The following is a 22750-nucleotide window of genomic DNA, read 5'->3' on the forward strand; positions in this document are numbered from 1 at the left end:
CCCACTAACGACGCCGGATATATGGTCGCAAACCGTATCGAACCAGTACTTGTAACACCCGGGGCGTCCATATATGGTCAACGTTAAAGCCGCTGCAATCAGTCAACTGGCCAAGTCGCGGGCCGCGGGAACACACTACAGTTCAGCAATGGAATATCCGTTTATACCCGGAATTGATGGCGCAGGTTATCTGACTAACGGAGACCCGGTCTTTTTTTTCGCATTGAGCTCCCCTTTTGGCAGTATGGCTGAGATGACCCTGGTTACGCCTAAAAGTATTGTGCCGCTCCCGGCAACACTTGATCTCTCAATGGCAGCCGCCATTGGTAATCCCGGAATGTCATCCTGGACAGCATTAACGCGCAGGGCGCAGCTGCGAAAAGGGGAAACTGTTCTCATCAATGGCGCGACAGGCACCTCCGGCGGTCTGGCGGTGCGTATCGCTCGTCACCTGGGCGCGGGGAAAATCATCGCGACTGGGCGTAATACTGAAGTCCTGGCGAAACTCCGTACTCAGGGGGCTGATATCACGCTTACGCTGGATGAATTATCGCATGAACTCCCGGCACTCATGGAACAGGGTGTTGATGTCGTTTTGGATTATCTCTGGGGGGAGAGTGCGCTTGATATTATGAAGTCTGCCGCTGCCGGAGGTGCCAGACTGGTGCGTTTTGTGCAGATCGGCTCATTAAGTGGACAAGAAATATCATTACATAGCAAATTACTACGCTCATCAGGACTGACCCTGATGGGGAGCGGACTTGGCAGCGTATCTGATGCTGAACTGGTCGCTTCGGTTGGTGAACTATTACAAGCTGCTGCTTTGAGTGATTTCTCAGTCCCATTTCGTATTCGGCCATTAAGCGAAGTGAATGATGCCTGGAATGAAGATGACAGCCGTTGCCGTACTGTTTTCAATATCTGATGTTAAACAAATGCAGTCTGGTCCTTAGCGGGTTTCTCAGAAATGGTATGGAAAAATCATAAAGTTACCTAAATGCTAATGCATGGAATCTGTGGCTGTCTTCGGAAATTTCACACTCACTGATTGCATCAAAGCCATAAAGGCATAGTACCGGAGCATGAAAAGCAAGAAGCCCGCTGAGTTTCCTAAGCGGGCTTCTTAAATTTGGCTCCTTTGACTGGATCACTTTTGCCATGAGCTGGCTAATAAATAAACTAAATTTGAATTCTTATCCTGTCAAAACCACCAAAAGACTGAGGTAACATCGCACCTGTCATATTTATCAACGGCTTAACCGGTACTTTGAGGGATCCGAAATTTCACAGACCTCCGGGTGGTCGGCCAGTTATTGCTCCTGACCTTAACGGCTACGGCGCACGCAGCGATATACCTGTAGCGCTGTTTAGCGCTTCAAACGGATGTGGACCTTTAACAGGTTATGTCGTCAGCTATTTTTTGGTTTTCATCATTAAAAAATCAATCAGCGCTTTGACTCGTTTTGCCTTGCCGGTGTTTTTTAAGTAGTAGAGATAAACCGGTGGATAGGTCTTCCAGTAAGGCATCATCACCGGGATAAACTGCTCTTTATCGGGCTGCAATTCATACACCGGCTCAAACAATCTGCCAATTCCAAGACCGCTGCGTATGCCATCTGCCATGACATCAATATCATTGCTGATGAGCTGCCCTGGCATCTCAACGGTTAATTGCTGACCTTTATCTTCCAGCATCAGAGGGAGGAGGCGGTTATTGGTAATAAAGCGGTAGCCGATGAGTTGATGCTGATGCAAGTCCGCTGGCAGTTTGGGCGTACCGTGTTCCGCGAGATAGGCCGCAGAAGCATACAAACCTTCACGAAACGGTTTCATCAACGGGCGGGCCACAACACTCTCTTCAAGGATATCGCCAAAACGAATGCCCAAATCAAAACGTTCATCAACCATGTTTACTGTTCCGTCATAAACGGATATCTCAAGCTGTATTCCGGGGTAGCTCTGGCAAAACTCTGCCATAAAGGGCTTCAGGATAAGCAGGTAGGCAAAGCGTGACAGCGTAATTCTGACCAGCCCGGAGGGTTCCTGATTCAGGTCTTTGATGCTTTCCACCGCACTTTCCAGTGACGCCACAGCCCGCGATGTCTGTTGCAACAATTGTTCCCCGGCATCCGTCAGCTCAATGCGCCGGGTGGTGCGCACAAAAAGCGGGTGACCAATATGCTGCTCAAGCAGTTTTAGCGCTTTGCTGACCGAAGGTGGCGTTATCTCAAGCTTCCTGGCCGCAGCAGTGATGCTGCCTTCACGGGCGATGCTCTGGAAAATACGGATTTGGTTGTAAATGACATTGTTCATGGCGACCCCCAGCAGAGGAAACAAAGTTAGATTATTAGCTATTGGCTAAGAGTGTATGAGCTATTGCTGCTCTAAAAAACAGAATCAGGGTTGGTTATACTCACTTACAGTAAAACAAACCCCTGTTAAAGAAGCCAAAAATGCAAAATGTACTGATTATTTCAGGTCATCCGAATCTTAGTGAATCCATTGGTAACGCCACTATCCTGGATGAAGTCGCAAAAGCGTTGCCCGAAGCTGAAATTCGCTGTCTTGATGCTCTGTATCCTGACTACCGGATCGACGTGGCACGGGAGCAGCAAGCCTTACTCGAAGCTGATGTGATTGTCTGGCAGTTTCCTTTTTCATGGTATTCAGTGCCGGGGTTAATGAAGTTGTGGATTGACCAGGTATTAGTTCACGGCTTTGCCCATGGCTCAACCGCAAAACTGGGTGGCAAAAAGCTGATCATTTCCTTTACCGCCGGAGCACCAGAGGGTCTGTATTCCCCTGAAGGTTTGTTCGGTCACGACATTCAGCAATACATCACACCGTTTGAAACCACGGCACTGCTGTGCAATCTGGATTGGCAGGAGCCGGTTTACACCTTTGGGATGAGCTATGCAGGGCGTGATGAAGCTAAAGTCCTCGAACAGAAAGCACTGGCAAAAGTTCATGCCGCGCGTCTGATTACCGCGATTAAAGAAACTACCCCTGCTTTAAAAATGGCTGTGTAAAGGAGAAGAGGGAAAATGTATCTCATCAATATTACGGTGAATGGCGATATCACGGCTGTTCAGCATGAGGCGCTTTTCACACGCCATGTCAGTTGGTTTCAGCAGTATTTCAATGCAGGCAAGTTTGTTCTCATCGGTCCCTATTCCGATCGCGAAAGAGCAGGGGTGATTATTGCTCAGACTGAAAGCCGGGAAGAGCTGGACGCTATTCTGAGCGAAGACGCCTATCACCCCAATCTCGCTGAATATGAGATTCGTGAATTCATCCCGAAAATGGTGGGCAACTGGCAATAACAGACGTCGCAATTTTCATTAAATAACGTGGCAGGGAGATGATTATGCAGTATGTAAACCTGGGGCGCAGTGGCCTGAAAGTCTCACGACTGTGTCTGGGATGCATGAGTTACGGCGAACCGGAACGCCTTCCTCAGCCGTGGTCGCTTGATGAAAGTGCTTCGCGACCGTTGATTCGCCAGGCACTTGAGGCGGGAATTAATTTTTTTGATACGGCTAATATTTATTCAGGTGGAAGCTCAGAAGAAATTGTTGGTCGGGCGCTACGCGATATGGCGTACCGGGATGAAATTGTCGTCGCTACTAAGGCATTTTTCCCATGGCGTAACTCACCCAATACCGGTTTTCTCTCGCGAAAATCGCTGTTTCAGTCTATCGATGACAGCCTGACCCGGTTGGGTATGGATTATGTGGATCTGTATCAGATTCACCGTTTTGATCACGGCACACCTGTTGAAGAAACCATGGAAGCACTTCACGATTTGGTGAAAGCCGGGAAAGTTCGCTATATCGGTGCATCCTCAATGGAAGCCTGGCGTTTTGCAAAGATGCAGCATGTCGCTGAGCGTAACGGCTGGACGCGCTTTGTCTCTATGCAACCGCAATACAATTTACTGTACCGGGAAGAAGAGCGGGAAATGCTGCCGCTTTGTGGGGATCAGGGCGTGGGTGTTATTCCCTGGAGCCCGATGGCGCGCGGCAGGTTGACCCGCGACTGGAGTGAAACCACCACCCGAACGCAGAACGACGTCTTTGCACTGAAAATGTATGAAAATGCCGCGCAGCAGGACCGGAAAGTGGTTGAGGTTGTGGCGCAGGTGGCCGCCGGGCGGGGTGTTCCTCGTGCACATGTTGCACTTGCATGGTTGCTGTCAAAATCTGTGATTACCGCACCCATCATCGGTGCCACTAAAGCGGAGCACCTGTCCACCGCCGTGGAAGCACTTAAGCTGACATTATCGCCAGAAGAAATTGCAGCGCTGGAAGCACCGTATGTTCCTCATGTTGTTGATGGCATCGTACCGCCACTGCCTGAACAAGCGCCACGACTCTCACCCTTGCGAATCAACCAGGGAGCTGAGTGCGATGAAAATGGATTGTGAGGGTGGCGCGGTTAACGCGCCTTATCAGCAATAGTGGCGCAAAATTTAATGCAGCCGAAAAGAGAGGGTCATTGATGAAAGCCGGGATTTCTTTATCACTTTTGTTGGCTCTGAGCTGTTCTGCTGTTGCGCAGGGGCAAAAAGTCACTGCTCTGCCCGGCAAGCAGGGCTGAAAAAATTAATTCAATTCTGAAGTTCACAGGGTTCATCTATCAGATGAAAGATTGCCTGAGGGTTAAGGATTGTCAATCCAGGTTCGCATTCCCTGCGTTTCTCCGGGGTATCAGGGGATTGTTGGCTACTTCGGCATATCGATGCTGATGTTATTTAGTCGCCCAACATTACAATCAGTAAAGTGTGTTTTTCAATCGCTCCGGCAAGGCCTCGTCGTAAGCCAAACCATCAATTTCTGACTGTGAGATCATACTCAGGATACTTCCTGTGCTGGGCAGAGCCTGCCGGTCAATTTGTGCGGCAGGATCCCAGAGTTTTGAGCGAATGATCGCTCGGCTACACTGGAAAAAAACGCTTTCCACTGAAATGCGCAACACCGTTTTAGGGGATTGATTATTGATTGCGAATTTATCCAGCAAAGCCGGGTCTTTACGTATTTCAGCTGTGCCACTTATACGCAAAGTTTCGCCAATGCCGGGTATTAAAAAGAGAAGCGCAACCCGATTGTCATTTAATATATTGCGTAGACTATCAATGCGGTTATTACCCCGGCGGTCAGGCAAAAATAGAGTTTTAGCATCCTCGATGTAAATGAAGCCTGCAGGATCACCTCTTGGCGATACATCCAGACCATCAGGTCCCGATGTTGCAAGCGCCACAAATGTTGATGCTTCAATAAAGGGGCGGTAGGCAGGATGAATATGGTCTGTCACCTTTGTTAAAGAAGGCTTTGCTACCGCACCGTAAAGTTGCTCAAGCTCATTACTATCAGTAATGAGCATGTTTTCATCAGCCATCTCATTCACCTTCATTGATTTCAAAACACAATGCATGCTGATATTTATAGCAGATGCTTTTTTATTTGTTCATGTTTATGGCTAATAAGTATTTATTTCCAGGAGTAGCGTCAGCTCTTCGCTCAGAGCCGACGTTTCCAACGTAGCGGGCCGGTTAGTGCCAAATTCGGACATCCAATAGCTCTTATAAACACACTTTTTTCCAGTGCTATCTAATACGAATATTTATTATTGCACGGCCATCGCCAGTCGAATCCCAACTGCAGTAAAGGCCAGCGCTACACCCCAACGAATGCCGGTCATCACCCTGTGATTTCCTAATACACTATGACTAACAGCCGAAGCAAAAATGCCATACAGAGAAAACACAGCAAAAGTCATGGCCGCAAAAATTGCAGAAAGAATCAACATGCTCTGTGTGGGGTGTACATCCCTGGCGGCGATAAACTGCGGAAGAAATGCCAGGAAAAATAGCGAAAGCTTGGGATTAAGAAGATTGGCAACCACAGCCTGCTGTATCAAGGCGCGATGAGATAACGCTAACCCGGGGCAGCCAGCGGATAAAAGTGTCTTATCCCGTAGCGTTTGCCACGCCATAAACAGCAGGTAAGCCACACCGGTATACAGGGATTTTTGCCCGCCGCTGTCCATCAAACCAATGCCGAACTGGTCGTGAGTATGCCGCCCAAAAGAGATATCGCTGTTGGCGTTTACCGCCTCGATACCCGCTACAGTAAGGGGGAGAAGTTGAATGGTATGTTGGCGCATGATGTCAGCGTTTTTCCTGTCGGAGCTGGTCGTGTTGCTCGAGTTCATAATCGATAAACGCACCGATCATTGTCCGGTAGACCTTTTCGATAATCACTTCGGGAAGTACTGCTTCAGTGGCCTGTTGACATACCTTGTCGATGACCTGTTGGACGCGGTCAGGCGCGCGAACGGCTGAGTGGTCAATTTTGAAAGCTGCTGCAGCTTTAACACATTCGCTGCGTTGCGCGATCATCTTAACCAGTTCGCGATCAATCTGATCGATTCGATTTCTAACATCTTCAATTGACAAAAAATTCATCTTCAATCCACTTGACTAGTACATGAGTGTGTCAGCTTACATAAAATTTCGATTAAATACAGTTTTGAACCTGAAAGGTTCTGGCTGAGAGGACGATATATAAAGTAAAACCTATCCAGAAGCTCGCTGCTATTGGCATGGTGATGAATTTGTGAGGCTTAACGTGGGATGTTTTCCGTTTGCTAAGCGGATCCCTTAAACTACACCGTGCAGGTCACAACCCGTGAGTCAGAACCCTTGCCGGAATGTTCATCAGTGTCTGTTCATCTGAAGGAAATAAGATGCTTTTGCCAGATTTGAGCTTTACAAAAACCCTGTATCAATCGTCATTTCAGGAATGAGTCGTCCGTTGTTTATTTCTCTGGATGGGCCCAAGGGGGTCGGCAAAACCACACTGTTGGAGGCCATGACGAAAGTACTCAGGGCTGACAACAAGAAGGTGGTCCGGCTTTGCGAGAAAAAAAGCGATCCTTACAGGAGGGAAACAATGGCCCTCGTGAACAGGCTCGCCAGAAATCCCTCCCGGGATTTGGAGCTGGAGGTTTGTGAGCGCTTTGCTGATAGCCGTGCATGGATTTCCCGGCATGTGCTGACTAAACAGCCACCGGACAGCATTATCTTGATGGATCGTTGGTACCCGTCGGAAGCCGCGTTTCGCCGGATGGTTCCATTTGCAGAGATTTTACAGCTTAACATTGAACGAAATGTGAGAATGCCAGACCTGCATGTCGGGGTGGTTACCGCGCCTGATATTTCATGGGCGAGGGCCGCAGCCCGACCGCGTGGGCTAAGTAGTACGGTGATTCATAAGCTGGAAGATCATGTCGCCTGTACCCAGGCGTTCGAGCGGGAAGTTGCAGATCACGGCTGGGTTTTATGCCGTAATGAAGGAATGATCGAAGACGCAACGATGCAGGTTATTTCTGAGATCTACAGAGTGCCCGGATGCCCATAGTCATCGGTTTTGCGGGCAGACTCATTGAACCGGCGCTGCGACTGACTCTATCTTACTCACGCGACGCGAGGCCTTTAGCACGTCGGTTTGTTTTTCTTTTCGTTCGACTTTGCCAATTCCCTCTGAGGAGCCCGACATGATCACCTTTCATCAACTCACCGCCACCAGTCTGGATGGCCAGCTCATCTCTATGGCCGACTATGCGGGTAAGCTGGTTCTGGTGGTGAATACCGCCAGCCATTGTGGCTTCACGCCACAATACGCAGGCCTTGAAGCGCTCTACAAGAAGTACGCTGCACAGGGTCTGGTGGTGCTTGGTTTTCCCTGCAACCAGTTCGGTAAGCAGGAACCCGGCGGCGCCGACGAAATCGCGCAGACCTGTCACATCAACTATGGTGTGAGCTTCCCGATATTCGAAAAAGTGGAGGTCAACGGCGCTGCTACGCACCCGGTGTTTAGGTATCTGAAAAACGAATTGCCCGGTGTACTCGGTGGGCGGATCAAGTGGAACTTCACTAAGTTCCTGATCGGACGCGACGGCAAACCGCTCAAGCGTTTTGCACCGTTCACCACCCCGGAGAAAATGGAAACCGTAATACTTGCTGCACTTGAAATCTAAATGTTCGCGTAGTTCGAATCGTCCACCTTTATTTTGTGATATTCACCCTGTTGCACATAACCAATATGATCTGCCATCAATTGCGCTTCTTGCTCACTGTGCGTCACCAGAAGTGCCGTTTGCCCGGCTTCACGCAGAATATCGCGCACCTCGCCGCCGAGTCGCTCGCGCGTTTTTTTATCCAGACTGGAAAAGGGTTCATCCAGCAATAGGATCTCTGGATTCGGTGCCAGCGCGCGAGCCAACGCAATGCGCTGTTGTTGCCCGCCGGAGAGTTCGTGGGGATAGCGGCTGGCATGGCTATGCAATTCCACCAGTCTTAACAGCGCCGTCACTCTGGCTTGTTGCTCCTCACGCGGTATCCTTCGCAGGCCAAACGCGACATTCTGTTGAGCTGTCAGGTGTGGGAATAACGCATATTCCTGAAAGACCATGCCGACATGACGTTTTTCTGGCGGCAGATGAAGACCTGGCCCGGCAACGCGATGCTGTGAAACATAGATCTCACCGCTTTGCAGCCGTTCAAACCCGGCAACGGCACGCAGCACCGTGGTTTTCCCGCAACCCGAGGCTCCCAATAAGCAAGCAAGCTCCCCCTCACGTACTGACATTGAAAATCCTTTCAATACCGGTTGCTGGCCGTTGTCATAAGCCACATGCACATCCTGAAGGCGTAACGCAATTTCTGACATGGTGGTTCCTTTAGCCGTGGCGAGTCATCTGATGACGCACCAGCAATATAACCGGCAGCGTGCCTGCGAGAACAATCATTAAGGCGGCAATGGCCCCTTCTTCATAGGTTCCACGAGCTGCTTCTGCATAGAGTAACGTTGCCAGCGTCTCGAAGTTTACCGGGCGTAAAAGCAAGGTTGTCGGCAGTTCTTTCATCGCGTCGGCAAAGACTAATAATGCGCTGCTAACCAGCGCGGGGCGCAGCAACGGGAAGTGAACCCGCACGAAAGTCCCCGCACCATTTTCCCCCAACAAACGCGATGCTTGTTCCAGCGAAAGAGGGATACGGCCAAGCCCGGAATCCAGTGCGCCGATGGCAATGGCCTGGAAGCGCATCGCGCAGCAGATAACCAGCAAGATACCGGCGGACATCAGCGGTAAGCCGCGAATATCCATTAAATCTGCCAACCATTTGTCTGCTGCCATTGCCGGAGTGAGAAAACCAATCGCCAGAATGGTGCCAGGCACCGCATAGCCTAAGGACGCAAGGCGCATTACGCCGCGACGAAAGCCCGACATCGTGTTATCTGCGGCACTGTGCCTCGCGCTCCAGGCCACCAGTAAACTGACGCAAACCACCACCAGAGTGGTGCCTGCCGCCAGCGACAGCGTATTTTGTAAGGCTGAAAGCAACGAAGGGGAGAGGGGATTTTCTTCCCCTAAACGCTTTACGCTTTCCCAGGCTAAAAATACAACCGGTGCGAGGAACCCCAGAATAACCGGTAACGCAATAACCGAGCTGAGCAGCCATCCACGCCAGCCGCGTACTCTGGTTGGTTGAATCTCTCGCAAGCTGCGGCTGCTAAGGCCTTGTTTTCTGCGACCATAAAATTCCAGCGTCAGAATGCAGAAAATAAACATCAGCATCATGCAGGCGATTTGCGCGGCACCGGCAAGATCGGAACGCGAAATCCAGGTGGTGTAGACGGTGACGGTTAACGTTTGTACGCCAAGAAATTCAGATGCGCCGATATCATTGAGCGTTTCCAGTAGCGCCAGGCTGATACCGACAGCCAGCGCCGGGCGAGCCATCGGCAGGGCAACACGAAAGAAAACACCGGCAGCGCTGCAACCCAGGGTACGAGCGGCTTCCAGCAAATGTGCAGGTTGGCTGATGAACATCGCACGGGTCGTCAGATAAACGTAAGGATACAGCACTAAGCCGAGCAGAATAATGGCGCCGGGCAGGGAGCGTAAATCCGGTAAACGGAACTGCCGCGGACTGTCGAAGCCCAGCAAAAAACGAATGAATGTTTGTAGCGGGCCAAGGGGATGCAGCAGGTCAAGCCAGGCAAAGGCCACAATATAAGTCGGCATGGCTAGCGGCAGCAGTAACGCCCAGCTAAGTATTTTGCGTCCGGGGAAATCCCATGCTGTGACCGCCCACGCGCTGCCGACGCCAGTCACCCCCACGATCACGGCGACACCTGCCAGCAAAAGCCCGGTATTTTTCAACACCGAAGGCAGCACAAAAGTAATGAGATTATCCCAGTGCGAGAAATCAGCCTGTGTCGCCTGCCAGATTAGCGCAACGATAGGTGTGAGTACGCCAAGCGCAATACCTAGCGCGGCAAGATGCAGCGGCGTTAATAATGACTGCGGCCCGGAAACCAGGCCGCGTAACGTCGGAAGACGAAGTGATTTATTGATCGAATCCAACTTTATCTACCAGCAGGCTCGCTTGTTTACGGTATTTCACCATCTCGGTTAACGGGATTTTATCGACATCGATTTCACCGATGGTGGCGGTGATCACCGGATCAAGCGCCACACCTTTCAGCACCGGGTATTCAAAGTTCGCTTTGGCGTATTGTTGCTGGGCGGGTGCGGAAACCAGATATTCCATCAGTTTTACGGCATCAGCTTTGTTCGGCGCATAACGAGCCACTGCAGCACCACTGATATTCACGTGCGTGCCGCCTTGTTCAAAGGTAGGTTTCACCACTTTAATGGCATCGCCCCACTTACGCGCATCGGTGCCTTCTTTGGCGTTTTTCATATGGCCGATATAGTAAGAGTTTGCGAGGCCAATATCGCATATACCGCCGAGGATATCGCGAGCAACGTCACGATCGCCGCCAGTCGCTTTACGTGCCAGATTAGCCTTCACACCACGCAGCCACTCTTCGGTTTTCGCTTCACCGTGGTGGGCAATCATGGCGGCAATCAGTCCGGTATTGTAAGGATGCTGGCCGGAGCGAATACACACTTTGCCTTTGTATTCCGGGCTGGAAAGCTGTTCGTAATGCCAGTTATCCATCGCCAGCGATTTCTCGGCGTAAAGCACGCGAGCGCGCATCGAAAGCGCAAACCACTGATTATCTGCTCCTCGCAAGTTTGCCGGAATAGCCGTCTTAAGCGTTTGTGACTCCACAGGTTGTGTCACACCTGCTTCCACTAAATCAATGAGATTTCCTGCATCTACCGTCATTAGCAGGTCGGCAGGGGAGTTCTGGCCTTCCGCTTTAACACGTTCGAGCATGCCATCCTTGATGTAAACCGTATTGACTTTTATGCCGCTCGATTGTGTCCAGCTATCCAGCAATGGCTGGATCAGACCGGGTTCGCGAGTGGTATAAAGCGTCAAAGTATCTTGGGCGAAAGCCGGAAGGCTGACGGAGAAAACCAGAGCCGATGTAAGCGTGATACGGCGCAGTCCGGTGCGAGGCAAAGCATTCATCGTTGATATCCCAGAGTAATTGAAACTAATTGTGACCCGGGCAGGACAAGATCCCTGCGGCATGCGCACAATAAATGATAATCACTCACAGTTACAATCATTGCAAAGTGTAAATGATTCACATTTACACAACTTTAATCAACGCGATGATATGGCCGGACACGGAATCGGGAGGGCTTATGCAGGGGGATTGATACCCGATCGTTTTATCTCTTACTCCTCCACCCATTCGACACGATTTCTTCCAGAGTGCTTCGCCTGGTACAACGCGATATCTATACGTCGGAACAAGCTTTCCTGGCTTTCATTTTCTTTTTTTATCCCGGCACCGATGCTGACGGTGAAGCGAATTTCATCATTAATCACTAATTCTCTGACATGGACTAATATTTTTTCGGCCATTAATCGTGCTTCTTCAAATACTGACGTTTGAACGATGACGGCAAATTCTTCTCCGCCGACGCGGGCGGCGATGACGTTATTTTTAAAGAGTTCACTGAGCATCAGGCTAAAGGCTCTCAGGACATCATCGCCAATGTAGTGGCCGTATTTGTCATTTATATTTTTGAAGAAGTCAATATCGATTAAAAAGACGTAAACACTGACATTATCTAAGTCCATAAGGGCGTTTTTAAAATAACGACGATTTGGCAAACGTGTAAGCTCATCACGGAATGAATTAATACTCATATCCGAATATTTATTATTCACATAACGTACGATGAAATAGATGCCTGCCGAGACGCAGACCATACCTGCCAGCTTACTGAGATCCTCAAGATAATACCCGACCCACATCGGCTGGCGAATAATTTCATCCATCAGATCAAATGCTGCAGACACAATCCATATCATCAGCCCCGCGTTTATCCATCGGCGAAGACTGGTTTTCAATAATAATCGATTAAAGTTCCACAAGATAAAGTTAAGTATCAGCAATTGGATGCCATCAAATATCCAGCCAGAATTTTGTATCCAGGAACCCTCGTTCTGTTTTGTAGAAAATGCGACAAGATTAAACACCATAACAAAAATACACAGCATCACCGATAATGCCATTGGCATATACAGAATTTTACGTGATTTGTTTTTAGTAAAAAGTCCGCTTTCATACTTCAAAAATGGCATAGTTAGTCCCTGATACAGGTAGATACTAAAATCAGATTTCGGGAGTGTCAGACTCTGACCTTCTTATTGTCTGAGAAAGCGCCGCAACACGCACAAAACAGGCTGAGTGATGATGGGGGATCAATCGGGACTTCTTCTTTATCAGATGAGCCAGCAAACTGTCAAGATGACAGTTTAGGCGTGACATCGGGGCGTGAGCAGGCTGACCCTGCCCGAGACTGCTCACTCTCGCACGCTGTTTTTACAAGGTTATTTAGCGCGCCTCGAACTTTCCTCACCGGGCTGACCGGTAGCCGAACTACTCAGAATCACACCCGGGGAAACAGCAGCCACCGTTTTCAGCGGCCTTTCTCATTCACCGTCATGGTAAACACGGTCACCTCCGTGCCACTGTTCATATAGGCATGCGGCGCGTCGGTTCTTGCAACCGCTGCCCCCCCGGGGCTAATCACGTAAGTGGTATCGCTGACGACGAGCGTCAGGGTCCCGCCGGACACATGAAGCAGTTCGCTGGTGCCTTCCGGATGGCCGGGAGACTCAAAGGTTTCCCCGGGGTAAAGCACCCACTCCCACAGCTCGACCATGTCCGGCCCGCTCGTGCCCGCAAGCAGGCGCGCGCTGCCACCTTTTTCTCCTTTCCAGAGTACGGGAATGTCACCGGCATTGATGAGATGAACTGCGGGCTTGCCAGCCACGTTGACAAAATCGGCCACGGAGACGTTCATCGCAGACGCAAGGCGGCAGAGCAGGGCAATGCTGGGGTTGGCCCGGCATCCTTCTATCTCAACCAGCATTCCCTTACTGACGCCCGCACGGCGGGAAAGCTCATCGAGCGACATTTTTTTCTGGCTGCGGTAAAGCTTTATGCGCGCGGAAACGGCCTCGTTTATTCTGGCAGCATCGGTATCGGTCGTTATATTGACTTTACTGGTCATCGGTCATTATCATGTAATAAATCAGTCATTACAGGATTATCCTATGCCAGCCGTGTCACCGTCAATCAGCCCTGAAATTTACCGCATCGCACCGGGTTTTCGTGCGCTCAGCATCTGTGTGAAAGCGGCCCCCGTGGCCGATGAGCGGGTGGGGGAAGTCGCGCTGCGGGAAGCCTGCGAGGCCGCTCAGGCCGGGCAGCCTGCCTGGGCTGAGGCCCACCTCAGCGCATGGGCGGAGGTATTCCGCGCCTTCGGTGCAAAACCTAAGCGTACGCCCTGTTCGGCAGAAGCCCTGAGAAAGCGCGTCATAAAGGATGGCACGATGGCCGCTCTCGATCCGGTGGTTGATCTGTATAACGCGGTCAGCATCCGGTATGCCATTCCGGTAGGTGGTGAAAACCTTGCGGCTTACGCCGGGATGCCGCAGCTGGTTGTTGCTGACGGAAGCGAAATTTTTGACACTATGAAAGACGGTCAGCCAGGAAGCGAGTCACCGGAGGCGGGAGAAGTTGTCTGGCGCGATGACACCGGTGTGACCTGCCGCCGGTGGAACTGGCGACAAGGCGTCCGGACGCGGCTGAGCGTGGCAGACAGCAGCATGTGGTTCATCCTTGAGAGCCTGCCTGAAATGCCTGTGGATGCGCTGCATGCGGCCGGCAGAATGCTGACAGACGGCCTGGAAAAAATGATGCCCGGGGTGCGCTGTCAGACCGTTTTCATCAGCAACGCATCGGGTAGCGCGGAATAACTTTTGCTCTCCTGGCGCGGCCAGCCACTGTCGACAAGGATATTTATTCCTTCGTCTGTCTGAATCAAATATCCCGGTACAGGTATATCACCCGGCTGCATAGTCCCCAGGTAAAGCATGTACAGGCGCATGACATTTTCTCTTATTTTCATCAGCATAATAAAAATAGATGAATACCTGGCTGCTCACAACACCAGCGACAGCCATACCTCTGTTCTGATCTAACTTCCGCTTAAGCGGGATACTTACACGCTGAAACAGGTTTCAGAAGACGCGTCACTCCGCCCGGTCGCTCAAAAAACGCTCCTCAAGCGTGGCTTCCAGCCCAAGCATGGCGTCTTCGGCATGCTGCATGTGTTCGGTCATGATCTGCTGAACGGTGGCGGCATCCTGACGGCGCATCGCGTCGATCAGGCGATATTGATAATCAATGCCGACGCTGCGCGCCACCGGCTCGGGGCGCTGGTAAATATCTTTGCAGACGGCCAAATCTTTGAGCAGACGTTGCAGGAAATGGCAGATAAACGCCAGCAGCACGTTGTCAGAATAACTGGCCACCACGCCGTGAAAATCCAGTTCGGCCATGCGCTGTTCCCAGCGTTCAGCTTCGTCAGCGGGTTCATGATCGTAGACGGCAATCAGCTGATGCAGTTGCACGAAGCCTTTGGCGTCGATATTGCCAATGGCGCTGACCGCCACCAGAGGCTCCAGCGCTTTGCGCAAGGCGTAGATATTGCTGATGGAAAGCTGACGGGTAAACAGATAATTGGACAGCAAACTCATGGCGCGAGATTCGGTCATTGAATCAATAAACGCACCGCCACCGGGGCCGGTTTTGGTGCGGATCAGCCCCTGAACCTCTAAAGATTTCAGCGCTTCACGCACTGTGCCTTTGCCTGCGGCATAACGCGTTATCAGATCTTTCTCCTGCGGCAGACGGTCGCCGGGCAGCAGATTCTCGCTGATGATGCTCTCTTTGATGGCATCGACAATTTCATCAGTGCGCTTGCGGCGTACCGGTTCCGGTTGGTGTGTCATTTCAATACTCATAAATCCCTTCATTGATTTAAACCCTTGGCGCACTGGCCAGAAGACGTTGCGTGTAGGCGTGCTGCGGTGCGTTGAACAACCGATCGTTATCCGCGCATTCTACTAAATCACCGTGATACATCACCGCCACGCGATCGGCAATGGACTCCACCACAGCTAAATCATGGCTGATAAACAGATACGACAGACCGAACTCACGTTTCAGGCGATCGAGTAATAACAAAACCTGTGCCTGTACCGATACATCTAAAGCACTGACCGGCTCGTCAAGCACCAGAATACGGGCCTCGGCCGCCAGTGCGCGGGCAATCGCTAACCGCTGAGCCTGACCGCCAGAAAACTCATGCGGATAACCACTGAGCGCGTCGGCAGGCATCTGCACTGCCTCCATCAATTCCAGCATTCGCGCTTTACGTCGCATGGTGGGGTAGGCGCATAAATAACTCAGCGGCACATCCAGCGTATCAGCGATGGTTTTTCGGGGGTTGAGCGAGGCCACAGGATCCTGAAAAACATACTGAATCATCTGGCCGAAGGCTTTGTCACTGCGTTTAGCATGTGTCGACATCGCTTCGCCCATCAGTTTAATGGTGCCGGACGTCGGACGTTCCAGACCGACCAGCATTCGCGCCAGCGTACTTTTACCTGAACCACTTTCACCCACTACCGCCAGCGTTTCGCCTTCAGCCAGATGCAGAGATATCCCTTTTACCGCTTCAACCTGCAGTTTGCGGCCGGAGAACCAGCCGGAGGTACTGCCGAAGGTTTTCACCAGCCCGTTGACTTCAATCACGTTGCTCATATTGCCCCCGGCTGTGGTTTTGAGTTGGCATACAGTTCGCCGACCTGTTTGAGGAAATCGCGTCCCTGGCCGAGTTTCGGCACGCTGGCAATCAGCCTGCGGGTGTAATCATGCTGCGGGTCCCGCAGCACTGACCGGGTTTCACCGCTTTCAACAATTTCGCCGTTACGCATCACTGCCACCCGGTCGCAAATCTGGGCGATCACGCTAAAATCATGAGTGATGAATAGCAGCGTCAGGCCACGTTCACGACGCAGCTGTTGCAGCAGCTCGAGAATACGTGCCTGTACCGTGACATCCAGCGCGGTAGTGGGTTCATCGGCGATGATGATTTCCGGGTCATTGGCCAGTGCCACTGCGATGCCGACACGCTGACGCTGCCCGCCAGAAAGCTGATGGGGAAAGGCGTCGAAGCGCGCCGCAGCCTCATCAATTCCTACGCTGTGGAGCAGCGTCAGTGCTTTCTCTTTTGCCAGCCGGTTTGACAGCGGCTGATGGGCCTGAATGGCTTCAATGATTTGTGCGCCAATGCTGAACTGAGGGTGCAGGGTGGTCAGCGGGTCCTGGAAAATATAGGCCACCCGCGCGCCGCGGCACTGTTGCAGCTCGCTTTGCGTTCGCGACAGCATCTCTTCGCCGCCAACGTAAATCGCGCCAGCGGTGATTTCTCCCGGTGGGGAAGATACCAGCCCCATCACGGACAGCGCAGTGACGCTTTTTCCAGATCCGCTCTCCCCAATCAGCCCCAGACATTCTCCTTTGGCAACGTAAAAACTTACGCCTTTGACCGCTGCGACGGATTGTTTTCCCGAGCGGAAATTCACTTGTAAATCCACCACTTCCAGCAGCGCATTCTTGCCCTGTATGGCAGAGGGAACGCTGGCACGATTGACCGTAGTGACGGCTTTCCCGCGCAATAGAATGCCGGACTTCAGGCGTGGATCGAGCAGGTCGCGCACGCCGTCACCCAGCAGATTAAAACTCATGACAAGAATGAAAATCGTCAATCCAGGTACGATGGAAACGTGCGGTGCGCTGAACATCTGTGCGCGTCCCTGACCCAGCATCGAGCCTAAATCAGCGTTGGGTGGCTGGGTTCCCAGTCCGAGGAACGACAACCCGGCGGTCTCTAAAATCATCCAGCCGACGGTGGTTGACATGGTGACCACCACAACCGGCATCATGTTGGGTAGCACTTCGGTCAGCAAAATTTGCAAATGATTTTTGCCCGACAGCCGCGCCGCCTGAATAAAATCGCGCTGACGCAGGCCAACGGTCAGACCGCGAATATTACGGGCGAAGAAAGGAATATTCACCACCGAGATGGCGTAAAGCGCATTGAGCAGTCCGGGACCCAGCACCGTGACGATCACCAGCGCCAACAGTATATAAGGGAAGGCCATCAGCATATCGATCAGGCGCATCAACAGGCTGTCGGTTTTACCTCCGGCATACCCGGCGACCAGACCAATCAGTGTACCGAACAGTGCGGCCAGCAGCGTGGCGCAAACTCCCATTGCCAGTGACACGCGGGTTCCCCACAGCAGGCGGGAGAGCATGTCCCGGCCCAGCGGGTCTGTGCCGAGCCAGTGGCCGGGCGAAAACGGTCGCAGCAGACGGTTGAGCAGATCGGTGGCGTCAGGGTCTGGTAACGGCAGCAACGGCGCGGCGAGGGCGGCACCTGCCACCAGCACCAGCAGGATCAGGCCGAGCGTGGCCAGCCGGTTGGCCAACAGCAGCGCCCACAACGGCTGGCGATGACGAGGCGTGACAGTGATGATGTTCTGGCTCATGATTTTAACCTCGGGTCGAGAAGCGCCTGTAAAATGTCAGCACACAGGTTGATCAGTACATAGGCCGCAGCGGCAACCAGCACGCCACCCTGTACCAGAAGCAAGTCGCGGGTGGCGACGGCTTTCACCATCATTGCGCCAAGCCCCGGCCACTGAAATACCGTCTCTATATAGACCGCGCCGCCGAGCACAAAACCGGCCTGAATACCGATCACCGGAATGACTGACACCAGCGCCATACGAAAGGCGTGCTTATAGATCACTTTGCGCTCGGACAGGCCTTTGGCGCGGGCGGTACGAATGAAGTCCTGACGCAACACTTCGAGCATCGCGGTGCGGGTCAGGCGAGCGATAACGCCGGTGGCAACAATCGCCAGCGTAATAGCGGGTAAGGTCAGATGATGCAGCAAGTCGAGCCAGCCGCCACCGGCCCAAATGGCATACATACCAGAAGCAGGGAACCATTGTAGCTCTACGGCGAACAGCATGATCAGCAGCAGACCAATCCAAAACGAAGGCATGGAAATTCCCAGCAGCACCAGCAACGTAATGATGTGGTCGCCCAGGCCAAACTGGCGGACGGCGGAGAGTATTCCGGCCAGCAGCCCCAGCACGGTGCTTAACAGCAGTGCGCAGCCTCCGAGCAACAGCGTGGCGCCAAAACGCTCCATCACTTCATCAATGACCGGGCGATTAAGCACGTAAGAACGGCCAAAATCGCCGTGCAAAATATTGCCCGCCCAGATCAGATATTGTTGATAGAGCGGTTTATTCAGCCCGAGTTCCTGATTGATCCGTGCGACGTTTTCCGGCGTGGCCCAGGCACCGAGCAACGCCTGAGCCGGATCCCCCGGGATCATTGCCATAATCAAAAAAACAATCAGCGACAACCCGATAAACACCGGAATGGTCGAGAGCAGCCTTTTAAGCACGTAACTCCCCATAAGTTTCTCTCCGATTACTGTTTGGTTACCCGGTTGAGCAACAGATTGAAATTCGGTTGCAGTGCGAAGTGCTGAATTCGTGTGGAGGTTACGGCGTTCTGTTTCCAGTTGGCGACGAAAATCCACGGTGCATCGTCATGTACGAGCTGCTGCACCTGCCTGTAAAGCGCGGCGCGCGTTGCGGTGTCTGTGGTCATGCGCGCTTGTTGCAACAGATTGTCCACCTGCGGATTGCTGTAATAACCGGAGTTAAAACCGCCTTTTTTCGGCCAGGCGTCGGTGCGTAGCGTCAGGAAAGGTAGGGTGTCAGGGTCGTTGGTCATCCAGGCCATTTCCGCCATATGGGTGTGATTGTCCAGACCGGCATTAACCTTCGATAGATAGGTATTCCACTCATAAGTCTGGAGCGAAACATTCAGACCTACTGCTTTCAGGTCAGCCTGAATGGCGGTGGCCATCGGGATGGGATCCAGCATGCCTGATCCCCCCTCGGCGACGTAGAAGGTCAGCGTTGTCCCTTCTGCTCCGGCGGCTTTCAGCAGTGCGCGGGCTTTAGTCGGATCATAAGGATAGGGCGTCACCTCTTTATTGGCCGCCCAGTTAAAGGCGCGGGGGATCGGACCCTCGGCTACGTCGGCCGAACCCTGCAAAATTTTATCTGTCAGCGACTGTTTATTGATGGCGTAATTCACCGCCTGCCTCACCCGCACGTCGTTAAAGGGGGGCACTTGTGTATTGAGCATCACGTACCAGACGTGTGGGCCGGTAGTCTGGTACAGGCGGAAGCGGTCACTTTTCTCCTTGAACAGTTTCACCGTGTCAGGAGGCACTTCTACCATTGCATCAATGCCGCCGGAAAGCATCTCGGCGACCCGCGTATTACCATCGGTGATGGGGCGGAACACCACGTTTTGTACCGCAGGTTTACCGTCCCAGTAATCACTATTGGCCGTCACCACCACGCGCTGATTGGCTTTCCATTCTGCAAAGCGGAATGCGCCAGTGCCGACCGGGTGACGGCCAAACTCTTTGCCGTATTTTTTCACTGCCGCTGGTGACACGATAAGGCCGGTTGGCGTGGCGAGGTTGGAGAGAAACGGTGAGAACGGCTCTTTCAGCGTAAAGACCAGCGTATTTTGGTCCGGTGTTTCGATGTTTTTTATCGAAGAGAAGAAAAACGACAACGGGAAAGGCCCGGTGTCATGCCACGGATTTTTATCATCCAGCATACGGTCAAAGGTAAATTTCACCGCATCGGCATTAAACGGTGTTCCGTCCTGAAATTTCACCCCTTCGCGCAGATAAAAGCGGTAAGTAAGGCCGTCGGGACTGATTGTCCAACGCGTGGCCAGCGCCGGTTCGATATCCAGTTTCCCCTCACCGTTACGCACCAGTCCGTCGTAAACGTTCACCAGAATGCGCGAGTCGTTGGCTGCGGTAGCAACCTGTGGATCCAGCGATTGTGGCTCAGCCACCTGACCAATCAACAGCGCATCCGCAGGGGTTCTGGCCTGCACCTGAGCCTGCCACGACAGCGCAAAGAGACAAAAACAGATTGGCATAAATGACTTTTGCAAAGCTGGCAGCATATCGACCTCGTCGCTTAATAAAACGCTATGTGGAAACCTCAGAAAAAAATCAGGCGTTGTCCTGTTTATTATTTATGCGTATAAATTAACTGAATTGCAATAATTTATACGTATAAATTTAACCAGACTGTCGCGGAGTACTTATGACTTTTTCTATCGTGGCGCGGGATCCGCACTCAGGTGCGGTGGGTGTCGCCACCGCTACCGCTGGCCCTGCCGTGGGTGCATTGGTGGTACACGGACGTGCGCAGACCGGCGCGATTGCCACCCAGGCAATGACCAATCCACTTTACGGGGAGCGGGGTCTGACGTTGTTACAGCAGGGGGCCGATGCGGCATATACATTGAAAAACCTGCTGGCGCAGGATGCGGACGCTGCCCGAAGGCAGCTACTGATAGTCGATAATCAGGGCAATACGGCGCAGTGGAGCGGGGCAGATTGCGGAGTCTGGGCCGGAAGCATCGCGGGGCATCAATGTGTCGTCGGTGGGAATTTACTGACTGGGGAACGAACGCTGTTTGCGATGCTGGAAAATTATCACCTGCAAACTGACCTGCCGCTGGCCGACCGCCTTCTGGGGGCCATGAACGCCGGTGCGCAGGCCGGCGGCGACCGGCGCGGGCTTAAATCTGCGGCGCTGAAAATCTGGTGCGACCGCCAGTATGCCAGCGTTGATCTGCGCGCTGACTGGTCCGATGCGCCGTTGGAGGCGTTAGCGGAGATTCTGCAACAGACGCGCTCTCCTTCTCATGCCGATTTTTTTTCCGCCTTACCGAAAGGCCAGCTGCGTTAATCAGTCATAAGATTGCATAAAGGTACAGGCCATGAGAATCAGAAACATTAAAGGGTTTTGCGGGTGATTTTAATTTGCGGATTTTTGAGTCGTTAAGAGATATTTGGGGGGCACTGTGTCATCGAACTCACCTGACCCCAAATCTGACCACCAAATTTTCCCGGCGCCGAGGGAAAACTGAAAATGCATCAGGACTATTTTCACACTCACTGATTGCATCAACGCCATACAGGCCCGGGCTCCGGGCATAAAAAGCAAAAATCCCGCTTAAGTTTCCTTAAGCGGGATTTTCTAATTTGGCTCCTCTGACTGGGATCGCCTTTACCATTAACTGGCTAATAAGTAAGCTAAACCTGAATTCTCGTCCTGTCAAGACCACCAGAATGACCACCTTTTTCATTTGGGAAGACAAGTCAGGTCGTCTTTAAGCACTGAGTAGTGCTTTTAAGTTATTACGAATGAGATTGACCATATTGCTCGTGGGAAGTCCATACAGACGAGCCAGTTCTTCTACAACATTTGCTACATCTGTAGGTTGTGAAGGCCTGTCACCGGTACGAGTGAATGGACCATCAGTTTCCGTCAGTATCCGCTCTAGCGGTATAGTAAGCACCATGGGTATATGTTTCGCGTTACTAAGCATTCCAGCATTAAGCGAAAAATAACAGCCTAATTCTGACGCTCGCTTTGCCTCATTTTTTGTTCCAGTGAACCAGTGAAGAACAATTTTTCCACGCTCGGATGGTAAATTGGCCTCAATGAGATCGAGCACAGCTTTGACTGCTCTTACGCTATGAACCGTAATGATTTTATCGCCAGCCTGAGCACATTGCTGCAATATATGCTGAAATACTCTCTTCTGTGCATCGAGCGATTTAAAAAAACGGGGACCAGCATCCAACCCAACTTCGCCAATATACCGTGTCTCCGCAACATATTGGTCCCATAGCTCAAGTTCGTTTTCATGTTCTGCAACCAGTTGAGGGTGTAATCCTAATGCTGCCCTAACATATCTTGTGCGCAGTGTAAGTTCGTGATTGCGGGGCCATGCGCGAGGGGTTGTCGTAACGGCTAATGTAAATATTTCCGCTTCTTCCGCATCTCTTATTGCCACAGAATGATCCGGATAGAGATCTAAGTGGCAGTGAAAGTCCACGAGTCCTTTAGTTGGATTCATGTAAGCATCCTTTTCAACAAGGTTTCGTTGCGACACCATCAATGAGTCGTTCAACTTCAGCAAGGCCACGCCTATAGACACTAGCTAGCTGTTCAAGGTGCATTGTTTCATCCGCTAGTGAACCCGGCTTGTGAATCAAGATATTGGCGAGTTGTGGATTTCCTTTCAGGCGCTCTATAGCGTATTGAAAGGATCTGACCTGCACTCCAGTTGCCTGGCGTGTGTCCAAGGGCTGCGCATGGAGGTCTGTCACTGTATATATGACCTGCCCCCAGGATTAGATACAACGCTCACTTAGTAATGTCGGATCCTTCACTATCAGAATTACCCTTTCTCCA

At 51.9% G+C, this 22750-nt stretch carries 23 protein-coding genes; 8 read left to right on the forward strand and 15 right to left on the reverse strand.

The features are described from left to right. Positions 1-73 precede the first annotated feature (73 nt). Positions 74-925 (forward strand): quinone oxidoreductase family protein, encoded by an 852-nt coding sequence (locus HGO41_RS24555; protein WP_250981596.1) that lies wholly within the window; start codon positions 74-76, stop codon positions 923-925. A 488-nt stretch (positions 926-1413) separates the two neighbouring features. Here HGO41_RS24555 and HGO41_RS24560 read toward each other — a convergent pair whose 3' ends face one another. Beyond that, positions 1414-2313, reverse strand: coding sequence for a LysR family transcriptional regulator (locus HGO41_RS24560; RefSeq protein ID WP_013574959.1), 900 nt, complete (start codon positions 2311-2313; stop codon positions 1414-1416). Positions 2314-2453: 140 nt separating this feature from the next. Here HGO41_RS24560 and HGO41_RS24565 point away from each other — a divergent pair, with 140 nt between their 5' ends. Genes HGO41_RS24565 through HGO41_RS24575 form a run of 3 tightly spaced genes read left to right on the forward strand, consistent with a single transcriptional unit; the run spans position 2454 to position 4426 of the window. Next, complete coding sequence (locus HGO41_RS24565; RefSeq protein WP_250981597.1) at positions 2454-3029, forward strand: NAD(P)H-dependent oxidoreductase; 576 nt, start codon at positions 2454-2456, stop codon at positions 3027-3029. Positions 3030-3044: 15 nt separating this feature from the next. Then, positions 3045-3323 carry a YciI family protein gene (locus HGO41_RS24570; protein ID WP_013574961.1) on the forward strand — a complete coding sequence of 93 codons (279 nt, stop codon included), beginning with the start codon at positions 3045-3047 and terminating at the stop codon, positions 3321-3323. Between the two features lie 44 nt (positions 3324-3367). Further along, positions 3368-4426: an aldo/keto reductase gene (locus HGO41_RS24575; RefSeq protein WP_217244273.1), complete on the forward strand. Its 1059-nt coding sequence runs from the start codon at positions 3368-3370 to the stop codon at positions 4424-4426. 347 nt (positions 4427-4773) lie between these two features. Here HGO41_RS24575 and HGO41_RS24580 read toward each other — a convergent pair whose 3' ends face one another. The 3 genes from HGO41_RS24580 to HGO41_RS24590 all read right to left on the reverse strand — a co-directional run bounded on the left by HGO41_RS24580 (position 4774) and on the right by HGO41_RS24590 (position 6466). Further along, positions 4774-5397 (reverse strand): pyridoxamine 5'-phosphate oxidase family protein, encoded by a 624-nt coding sequence (locus HGO41_RS24580; RefSeq protein WP_015689647.1) that lies wholly within the window; start codon positions 5395-5397, stop codon positions 4774-4776. Positions 5398-5625: 228 nt separating this feature from the next. Beyond that, complete coding sequence (locus HGO41_RS24585) at positions 5626-6165, reverse strand: LysE family translocator (protein WP_223509969.1); 540 nt, start codon at positions 6163-6165, stop codon at positions 5626-5628. A gap of 4 nt (positions 6166-6169) precedes the next feature. Next, on the reverse strand, positions 6170-6466 hold the full coding sequence (locus tag HGO41_RS24590) for a chorismate mutase (RefSeq protein WP_250981598.1): 297 nt from the start codon (positions 6464-6466) through the stop codon (positions 6170-6172). A 337-nt stretch (positions 6467-6803) separates the two neighbouring features. Between HGO41_RS24590 and HGO41_RS24595 the strand changes: the two genes are divergently transcribed. Both HGO41_RS24595 and HGO41_RS24600 read left to right on the forward strand, forming a co-directional pair. Continuing rightward, the gene (locus tag HGO41_RS24595) at positions 6804-7421 is read left to right on the forward strand and encodes a dTMP kinase (RefSeq protein ID WP_112151781.1); all 618 of its coding nucleotides are present in this window, start codon (positions 6804-6806) and stop codon (positions 7419-7421) included. Positions 7422-7557: 136 nt separating this feature from the next. After that, positions 7558-8040, forward strand: a complete 483-nt coding sequence (locus HGO41_RS24600) for a glutathione peroxidase (protein ID WP_013574968.1) — start codon at positions 7558-7560, stop codon at positions 8038-8040. On the opposite strand, the gene HGO41_RS24605 is transcribed toward HGO41_RS24600, so the two are convergent. The 5 genes from HGO41_RS24605 to HGO41_RS24625 all read right to left on the reverse strand — a co-directional run bounded on the left by HGO41_RS24605 (position 8037) and on the right by HGO41_RS24625 (position 13515). Continuing rightward, the gene (locus HGO41_RS24605) at positions 8037-8732 is read right to left on the reverse strand and encodes an ABC transporter ATP-binding protein (protein WP_015689650.1); all 696 of its coding nucleotides are present in this window, start codon (positions 8730-8732) and stop codon (positions 8037-8039) included. The two genes, HGO41_RS24600 and HGO41_RS24605, sit on opposite strands and share 4 nt — an antisense overlap. Positions 8733-8742: 10 nt before the next feature. Then, entirely contained in the window at positions 8743-10431 is a 1689-nt protein-coding gene (locus HGO41_RS24610; protein WP_241917195.1) for an ABC transporter permease, read from the reverse strand. Next, positions 10415-11452 (reverse strand): extracellular solute-binding protein, encoded by a 1038-nt coding sequence (locus HGO41_RS24615; protein ID WP_250981599.1) that lies wholly within the window; start codon positions 11450-11452, stop codon positions 10415-10417. The genes HGO41_RS24610 and HGO41_RS24615 overlap by 17 nt, the downstream gene beginning before the upstream one ends. Before the next feature lie 213 nt (positions 11453-11665). Next, complete coding sequence (locus HGO41_RS24620) at positions 11666-12580, reverse strand: GGDEF domain-containing protein (RefSeq protein WP_013574972.1); 915 nt, start codon at positions 12578-12580, stop codon at positions 11666-11668. A gap of 338 nt (positions 12581-12918) precedes the next feature. Continuing rightward, positions 12919-13515, reverse strand: a complete 597-nt coding sequence (locus tag HGO41_RS24625) for a helix-turn-helix domain-containing protein (RefSeq protein WP_126124754.1) — start codon at positions 13513-13515, stop codon at positions 12919-12921. A gap of 43 nt (positions 13516-13558) precedes the next feature. Between HGO41_RS24625 and HGO41_RS24630 the strand changes: the two genes are divergently transcribed. Beyond that, positions 13559-14263 (forward strand): B3/B4 domain-containing protein, encoded by a 705-nt coding sequence (locus HGO41_RS24630; RefSeq protein WP_250981600.1) that lies wholly within the window; start codon positions 13559-13561, stop codon positions 14261-14263. Between the two features lie 276 nt (positions 14264-14539). Here HGO41_RS24630 and HGO41_RS24635 read toward each other — a convergent pair whose 3' ends face one another. From HGO41_RS24635 to HGO41_RS24655, 5 genes are read right to left on the reverse strand one after another with little or no spacing between them, the layout of a single operon-like run. After that, complete coding sequence (locus HGO41_RS24635) at positions 14540-15313, reverse strand: FadR/GntR family transcriptional regulator (protein ID WP_013574975.1); 774 nt, start codon at positions 15311-15313, stop codon at positions 14540-14542. A gap of 16 nt (positions 15314-15329) precedes the next feature. Beyond that, complete coding sequence (locus tag HGO41_RS24640) at positions 15330-16115, reverse strand: ATP-binding cassette domain-containing protein (protein ID WP_250981601.1); 786 nt, start codon at positions 16113-16115, stop codon at positions 15330-15332. Next, a complete protein-coding gene (locus tag HGO41_RS24645) occupies positions 16112-17908 on the reverse strand; it encodes a dipeptide/oligopeptide/nickel ABC transporter permease/ATP-binding protein (protein ID WP_112151784.1) in 1797 nt (598 codons plus the stop codon). The genes HGO41_RS24640 and HGO41_RS24645 overlap by 4 nt, the downstream gene beginning before the upstream one ends. Beyond that, the gene (locus HGO41_RS24650; protein ID WP_013574978.1) at positions 17905-18852 is read right to left on the reverse strand and encodes an ABC transporter permease; all 948 of its coding nucleotides are present in this window, start codon (positions 18850-18852) and stop codon (positions 17905-17907) included. The genes HGO41_RS24645 and HGO41_RS24650 overlap by 4 nt, the downstream gene beginning before the upstream one ends. A 14-nt stretch (positions 18853-18866) precedes the next feature. Further along, complete coding sequence (locus tag HGO41_RS24655) at positions 18867-20441, reverse strand: ABC transporter substrate-binding protein (protein WP_112151785.1); 1575 nt, start codon at positions 20439-20441, stop codon at positions 18867-18869. Between the two features lie 143 nt (positions 20442-20584). Between HGO41_RS24655 and HGO41_RS24660 the strand changes: the two genes are divergently transcribed. Beyond that, positions 20585-21235, forward strand: coding sequence for a DUF1028 domain-containing protein (locus tag HGO41_RS24660; RefSeq protein WP_112151786.1), 651 nt, complete (start codon positions 20585-20587; stop codon positions 21233-21235). A gap of 424 nt (positions 21236-21659) precedes the next feature. Here the strand turns inward: HGO41_RS24660 and qatD are convergent, their stop codons facing one another. After that, positions 21660-22412, reverse strand: a complete 753-nt coding sequence (qatD, locus tag HGO41_RS24665) for a Qat anti-phage system TatD family nuclease QatD (protein ID WP_250981602.1) — start codon at positions 22410-22412, stop codon at positions 21660-21662. Positions 22413-22750: the final 338 nt, after the last annotated feature.

This window comes from Rahnella sp. CG8 (assembly GCF_023701875.1).
Lineage (GTDB): Bacteria > Pseudomonadota > Gammaproteobacteria > Enterobacterales > Enterobacteriaceae > Rahnella > Rahnella aceris.